The sequence below is a fragment of the Streptomyces sp. NPDC104761 genome, assembly GCF_055583445.1.
Window position 1 is genome coordinate 40839 of sequence record NZ_JBVJNZ010000031.1, and the last position, 7257, is coordinate 48095.

The 7257-nt window shown below is 72.6% G+C and carries 5 protein-coding genes; all 5 read right to left on the reverse strand.

All coding sequences use genetic code 11. The features are described from left to right. Window positions 1–87: 87 nt before the first annotated feature. Window positions 88–2001 (reverse strand): AMP-dependent synthetase/ligase, encoded by a 1914-nt coding sequence (locus ACZ63F_RS42040; RefSeq protein ID WP_469719251.1) that lies wholly within the window; start codon window positions 1999–2001, stop codon window positions 88–90. A 140-nt stretch (window positions 2002–2141) separates the two neighbouring features. Next, entirely contained in the window at window positions 2142–3230 is a 1089-nt protein-coding gene (locus ACZ63F_RS42045) for a glutamate--cysteine ligase 2 (RefSeq protein ID WP_469719261.1), read from the reverse strand. A 106-nt stretch (window positions 3231–3336) separates the two neighbouring features. Next, a complete protein-coding gene (glgB, locus tag ACZ63F_RS42050) occupies window positions 3337–5541 on the reverse strand; it encodes a 1,4-alpha-glucan branching enzyme (RefSeq protein ID WP_469719253.1) in 2205 nt (734 codons plus the stop codon). A 4-nt stretch (window positions 5542–5545) separates the two neighbouring features. Next, window positions 5546–6901, reverse strand: coding sequence for a maltokinase N-terminal cap-like domain-containing protein (locus ACZ63F_RS42055; RefSeq protein ID WP_469719255.1), 1356 nt, complete (start codon window positions 6899–6901; stop codon window positions 5546–5548). A gap of 32 nt (window positions 6902–6933) precedes the next feature. Further along, window positions 6934–7257, reverse strand: a 324-nt coding sequence (locus ACZ63F_RS42060) for an alpha-glucosidase C-terminal domain-containing protein (RefSeq protein ID WP_469719257.1), incomplete at its 5' end; no start/stop codon positions are given.

Below are 7257 nucleotides of genomic sequence, written 5' to 3' on the forward strand. Positions count from 1 at the left end.
CTCAGTCCCGAAAGGGTGCCCTCGTCGCGCTGGCCTCTTCTTCTGCGCGGCGAGTTCCCACCATGGCACCTGATAAGCGTGTTCCGTTCACCGGAACACGTTGTCCGAATCGTCCCAGTCGGCCGGTTCCGGCTGGCCCGGGCGGCCCGGCCGGCGTACCGCCTGCGAGCGGGCCTGGTACATGGCGTCGATCTCGGCCGCGTAGTGGCGTGCTATCGCGTCCCGGCGCAGCTTCATCGACGGTGTGAGCATGCCGTTGCCCGGGGCGAACGGTTCCTGGAGCACCCGGTAGACCCGGATCGACTCGGCGCGGGAGACCACGCTGTTGGCGGACGCGATGGCGCGGGCGATCTCCTCGCGCAGGGCGTTCTCCTCGCGCGCCTCCCGCCCGGGCGAGTCGCCCGGCACCGCCAGCGCCCCCCGCCAGTGCGCGAGGAAGTCCGGGTCCAGGGTGATCAGCGCGCCCACACAGGGCCGGTCGTCCCCCACGACCACCGCCTGGTGCACCAGCGGGTGCATCCGCAGCCGCTGCTCCAGCGGGGCCGGGGCCACGCTCTTGCCGCTGCTCGTGATGATGATGTCCTTCTTGCGGCCCGTGATGGTCAGATAGCCCTCCGGGTCCAGCCGGCCGATGTCCCCGGTGGCCAGCCAGCCGCCGCGCAGCGCGGCCCGGGTCGCGTAGTCGTCGCCGACGTACCCCTGGAACACCGACGGGCCGCGCACCAGGATCTCGCCGTCCTCGGCCACCTGGATCTGGGTGCCCGGCAGGGCCTGGCCGACCGTGCCCGACTTCTCCCGGCCCAGCGGCTGCATGGTGATCCCGCCGCTGGACTCGGTGAGGCCGTACCCGTCATGGACGTACATGCCGATGCCCTCGTAGAAGAGGGTGAGTTCACGGCTGAGCGAGGAGCCGCCGGACGTGGCCCGCACCACCCGCCCGCCGAGTGCGCCGCGCAGCTTGCGGTACACCGTCCGCTCGTACAGGGCGTGCTGCAGCCGCAGGTCGAAGCCCGGGCCCGCCCCGGTGCCCAGCCGCTGCCGCTCCGTGGCCGCGGCGAAGTCCCGTGCGGTCTCCGCGGCCCGCTCGAACAGGGCACCCCGGCCGTGCTGCTGGGAGGTGCGCAGGAAAGTCTTGTACAGCTTCTCCAGCACCGACGGCACGGCGTACAGATAGGTCGGCCGGAACGTGGCCAGCGCCTCGGCCAGCGCGGCCTCGGTCATCTCCGGCTCGTGGCCCATCAGGATCCCGCCACGCAGACAGATCACCATGATCATCAGGCCGTACACGTGCGAGAACGGCAGGAAGGCCAGGACGGAGACCTGCTCGCCGGGGCGTGCCGCGGTGTGCCCCCAGCCCGCCAGCAGGGTGTCGCACGGGTAGGCGAGCCCGCGATGGCTCAGCGCGCAGCCCAGCGGACGGCCCGAGGTGCCCGAGGTGTAGGTGATGGCCGCCGTCGAGTCGGGCATCACGATCCGGCGCAGCGACTCCACCGTGGTCAGCGGGACGAACGTGCCCTTCTGCACCAGTTCGGGCAGCGCCCCCGCGTCCAGCTGCCACACGTGCTTGAGCCCCGGCAGCCCCTCGCACACGGTGCCGACGGTCATCACCGCCTGCTCGTCCTCGACCACCACGGCCACGCAGCGGGCGTCCCGCAGGATCCACTCGACCTGGTCACGGGAGGACGTCGGGTGGATCGGGACGACCTCCGCCCCCACCGACCACAGCGCGAGGCCGAACACCGTCCACTCGTAGCGCGTCCGCGCCATCACCGCCACCCGCTGCCCGGGCGAGATCCCCGACGCGATCAGCCCCTTGGCCAGGTCGACCACCTCGTCCCGCAGTTCGACCGCGGTGACCTCCTGCCAGCCCGCGGCGGCGCCCTCGGGCCGGCGCGCCAGCACCGGCAGGGTGGGGTTCCGGTCCGCCGTCTCGAAGACGCTGTCGGCGAGCCCGCCGGTCAGGGTCGAAGCGGTCGTCGGAGCGAGGGCGTAGTCGCGCATGCGCTGCTCCTGGATGTACGGAGGGTTACCCTCCCGATCGGTACTGTTGTCGACGCGGGTCGAATCTAGCCCAGGGGAGTGCGGCTCGGGTCGGGAACGGTCAACTCGTTTCCACCAGGTGACAAAGCCCAGCCCTGAGGTCAGGCCTGGGTGCGGCGCACGCACTCCACGACGACGTCCCGCAGACTCCCGGTGCGCTCCAGGAACGACCGCTGCTCGCGGGCGCCGGTACCCCTGCGCAGCAACTGTGCGACGGCCTCCTCGGCACCCACCGTGTCACCGCTGTCGGCGAGCGCCTCCGCGGTGTGCGCGAGCAGCGCGCGCACCACCTCCACGGCGGGCCGCGGCCGCATGGCCACCGGGTCGAGGAGCTCCTGTTCCAGGCCGAGGCGCGCGGCCTGCCAGGAGGCCAGCCGCAGCATGCTCACACTGGGGTCGAGCGGCGGCCGCCCGGCCCGCCACTCGCGCGCGGCCGTCTCCACCAGCGCGCGGATCAGCGTGGCGACGAGGACGGTGGTGTCCGCCCGCAGGCACACGTCGGCCACCCGGATCTCCACCGTCGGGTAGCGCGTGGACAAGCGGGCGTCGAAGTACACCATCCCCGTGTCGAGGATGACTCCGCTGGCCACCATGGCCGCGACCCGCCGCCGGTACCCCTCGGGCGAGCCGAACAGTTCGGTCGGCCCCGCCGACGGGCCGCGCGCCCACAGCCGGCTGCGGAAGCTGGCGTAACCGGAGTCCCGGCCCTGCCAGAACGGCGAGTTGACGCTGAGCGCGCGCAGCACCGGGAGCCAGGGCCGGATCCGGTCGAGGACGGCGACGCCCTCCTCGTCGGACTCCACCGACACGTGCACGTGGCAGCCGCAGACGAACCAGTCCACCAGGGCGGCGCCGTACCGCCCGGCCATCCAGTGGTAGCGCTCGTGCCGGGTGAGCGCCGGGTCGACCGGCAGCGGGCAGGTGGCGAGCGCCGCGACCGCGCAGCCGAACTCACCGGCCAGCCGGCCCGCCTCCTTGCGGCAGCCGACGATCTCGGCGCCGAGCTCCGCCATGTCCCGGTGCGGACTGGTCGCGAGCTCCAGCATCTGCCCGAACAGTTCGGTCTGGAACACGGCCTGCCCGGGATCCTCCAGGGCGGCCCGGCCGACGACGGCGGCCGACCGCGGCACCGGCTCCCCGCTGTCCGGGTGGACCAGCAGAAGTTCTTCCTCCACTCCGACGGTACGCAGCACGAGCAACCGCCCTCCGGCCGGGCCGCGACCGGGCGCGGCGGGGTCTTTCATCCCGGACTGCCCGGACCCGGCCGCGGAAACACGTGACGCGGCCCCCGGCGGGCTACGGGGCGACAGGCTCCAGCCACACCGTGCCGAGCGGGGGCAGTGTGAGCCGCAGAACCCCGTCGTCGGCGAGCAGCGGGCCCCGGCTGACGACGTCCCCGCCGCCGTACCGGGCACTGTCCGTGTTGAGGATCTCCTGCCAGACCGGGGCCCCCTTGGGCACGCCCAGCCGGTAGCCGGGACGGACGACGGGGGAGAGGTTGGAGACCGCCAGCAGCGGCCGGGCCTCGGCATCGAACCTCAGGAAGGCGAAGACGTTGTCCTCGGCCGCGTCCCCCACGACCCACTGGAAACCCGCCGGATCGGTGTCCCGCTGCCACAGCGCGGGGTGCGCGCGGTACCCGGAGTTGAGATCGCGGACCAGATCCCGGACACCCCGGTGATCGGCCTCGGCCCCGTACTGCGCATCGAGCAGCCACCAGTCGGGGCCGTCGGCGTGGGACCACTCGCCGCCCTGGGCGAACTCCTGCCCCATGAAGAGCAGTTGCTTGCCCGGATGGGCCCACATGAAGGCCAGATACGCGCGGTGGTTGGCACGCTGCTGCCACCAGTCGCCGGGCATCTTGGACACCAGGGACCGCTTCCCGTGGACGACCTCGTCGTGGGAGATGGGCAGGACGTAGTTCTCGCTGTACGCGTAGACCATCGAGAAGGTCATCTCGTCGTGGTGGTACTTGCGGTGCACCGGCTCGTGCTTGATGTACTCCAGCGAGTCGTGCATCCAGCCCATGTTCCACTTCAGCCCGAAGCCCAGCCCGCCGCTGTCGGTCGGCCGGGTCACCCCGTCCCACGCGGTGGACTCCTCGGCGATGGTCACCACCCCGGGCGCCCGCCGGTAGACGGTGGCGTTCATCTCCTGGAGGAACGCCACCGCGTCCAGGTCCTCGCGCCCGCCGAAGACGTTCGGCGTCCACTGCCCGGAGTCCCGCGAGTAGTCGAGGTAGAGCATCGAGGCGACCGCGTCCACCCGCAGCCCGTCGACGTGGAACTCCTCGCACCAGTACACGGCGTTGGCGACCAGGAAGTTGCGCACCTCCACCCGGCCGAGATCGAACTCGTAGGTCCCCCAGTCCGGATGCTCGGCCCGCCGCTCGTCCCCGGGCTCGTACAGCGGGTCCCCGTCGAAGCGGGCCAGCGCCCAGTCGTCCTTCGGGAAGTGGGCCGGCACCCAGTCCATGATCACGCCGATGCCGGCCCGGTGCAGCGCGTCGACCAGGTACCTGAAGTCGTCGGGGGTGCCGAGCCGGGAGGTCGGCGCGTAGAAGCCCGTGACCTGGTAGCCCCAGGAGCCGCCGAAGGGGTGCTCGGCGACCGGCATGAACTCGACGTGCGTGAAGCCCAGGTCGCTGACGTACGCGGGTAGTTCCTCGGCCAGCTGACGGTAGCTCAGGCCCGGCCGCCAGGACGGCAGGTGCACCTCGTACACCGAGAACGGCGCCTCGTGCACCGGGACGTCGCCCCGGTGCGCCATCCACTCGGCGTCGGTCCACTCGTGCCGGGACACCGTCACGATCGACGCGGTCGCGGGGGGCACCTCCGTCCGCCGGGCCATCGGGTCCGCCTTGAGGAAGCGGCCGCCGTACCGGGAGGTGATCTCGAACTTGTACCTGGCGCCCTCGCCCACCTCCGGCAGGAACAGCTCCCACACCCCGGCCGCGCCCAGCGAACGCATCGGGAACTGCGTGCCGTCCCAGCACGTGAAGTCCCCGGCCACCCGGACCCCCTGGGCGTTGGGCGCCCACACCGTGAACCGGGTGCCGGCCACCCCGTCATGGGTCATCGGCTCGGCCCCGAGCGCCTTCCACAGCTGCTCGTGCCGCCCCTCCCGGATCAGATGCAGGTCGAACTCACCGAGCGCGGGCAGGAACCGGTACGGGTCGTGGACCTCGTGCTCCCCGTCCTCGTACTCGACGAGCAGGGTGTACGGCGGGACCTCGGCGTAGGGCAGCACGGCCGCGAAGAGCCCGTCCTCCTCCGATGCCAGGGGGCTGCGCACCCCGTCGACGAGCACGCTCACGGAACGGGCGTGCGGGCGCAGCGCGCGGAAGAGGGTGCCGCCCTCCACCGGGTGGGCGCCGAGCAGGGCGTGCGGATCGTGGTGGGCGCCCGCGAGCAGGCGCCCGCGGTCCGCGGCGTCCAGGGCCGGGGCCGTCGGAAGGGAGGGGCCGGAGGGCTCCGGGAGCGAGGAATCGCGCAGTGCCATGACGTCAGCCTCTCCAGCGGGCGAGCCGCTCGATCGCGGCCATCGGAACCGGAAGCCAGGCCGGCCGGTGCCGGGCTTCGTACACCACCTCGTACACCGCGCGGTCCGTCTCGTGGGCGCGCAGCAGGGCGTGCTTCTTGCGCGGGTCCCAGCCGGCCCGGGCAGCGTAACCCGCGCAGTAGGCCTCCCGGCAGCGGCGGGCCCACTCCGGGCGCCAGGGACGGCGCTGGCGGGCAGCGTAGTCGAAGGAGCGCAGCATCCCGGCGACGTCCCGTACCGGAGACTGGGTGCTGCGCCGCTCGGCGAGCGGCCGGGACGGCTCGCCCTCGAAGTCGATGACGAACCATTCGTGGTCCGCCCGCAGCACCTGCCCCAGATGGAGATCGCCGTGGATCCGCTGGACGAGCGGCCCGGTGTCACAGGTGGTGAGCGCCTCGAAGGCGCCGCGCAGCCCGGGGACGAAGGGCCGCAGGACCGGCACCGCGTCCGCGGCCTCGGCCAGCCGCGCCGACATCGCCTCGGCCGTGTGGCTGTGTTCGTCGTGGACGGCGGCCGGGAAGGCGGCGGCGAGCGCGAGGTGCACGTCCGCGGTGGCCCGCCCCAGCTCGTGCGCCTCGGTGGTGAACTCGTCCCCGGCCGCGAGCGCGCGCAGGGCCAGGGTCCAGCCGTCGGCCGCGCCCGGCAGGAAGGGCTGCAGCACCCCGAGGGTCGCCGGGCTCGGCTCGGTGGTGCGGAACCAGGCGACCGGCGCCGGCACCCGCGCACAGCCCTGCGCGGCCAGCGCGCCGGGGACCTCCAGGTCCGGGTTGACGCCGGGCTGTATCCGCCGGAACACCTTGAGGATGTAGGAGTCGCCGTACACCAGGGAGGAGTTGGACTGCTCGGCGTCCAGCAGCCGCGGCGCGAGTCCGCCGGGTATCCGGGCCCGAGGGGCGGTCTCGAAACGCAGCGGGCCGGCCGTGCCGGGTATGCGCAGCCGTTCCAGGAGCAGTTCGGCCGCGCGCGGGTCGTGCAGGGCGTCGTAGACCGCGAGTCCGGCCAGCGGACCCTCCTCGGCCCGGCCTATGTAGGCCCGCTCCAGTCCGGGCGCGCGGTGTTCGCGGACGCCCAGCAGGAGCTGGTAGCAGTCACCGGACGGGGTGGTGCCGCCGTGGGAGGAGTGGTCGGCGTGGACCAGCAGGTGCAGGCAGCCGGGGAAGAGTTCGGTCATGGACAGCACGGACAGCTCGGTGACGGGCCGGTCCTTGCCCGCGAACCAGCGCTGCCGCGGCAGCCAGTCGCGCAGCAGCCCGCCCAGCGAGACCAGTGGCCGGTCGAGTCCGGCCGCCGTGCTCCGGGGCAGCTCAACGGTCTTCGTCATCGTTGACGCGTCCTTTCCTCGGCTCCGCACGCTCAGCGCCGACGGCCGATGCGGGAGGCGACTCGGGAGAGCCGGAACCAGTAGAAGCCGTGCCCCGCGAGGGTGAGCAGGTACGGCAGTTCACCGATGGCGGGGAACCGCACCCCGCCGATCAGCTCGACCGGGTGCCGGCCGTCGTAGGCCCGCAGATCGAGCTCGGTGGGCTGCGCGAAGCGGGAGAAGTTGTGCACGCAGAGAACCAGGTCGTCCTCGTACTCGCGGAGGAAGGCGAGGACCGCCGGGTTGGAGGACTGCAGTTCGCTGTAGGACCCCAGTCCGAAGGCAGGATTCTGCTTGCGGATCTCGATCATGCGGCG

What these genes read in the sequence shown, in the direction of transcription:
- ACZ63F_RS42040 (WP_469719251.1), bottom strand. Translation starts at nt 2,001, where the DNA reads ATGCGCGACTACGCCCTCGCTCCGACGACCGCTTCGACCCTGACCGGC.
- glgB (WP_469719253.1), bottom strand. Translation starts at nt 5,541, where the DNA reads ATGGCACTGCGCGATTCCTCGCTCCCGGAGCCCTCCGGCCCCTCCCTT.
- ACZ63F_RS42055 (WP_469719255.1), bottom strand. Translation starts at nt 6,901, where the DNA reads ATGACGAAGACCGTTGAGCTGCCCCGGAGCACGGCGGCCGGACTCGAC.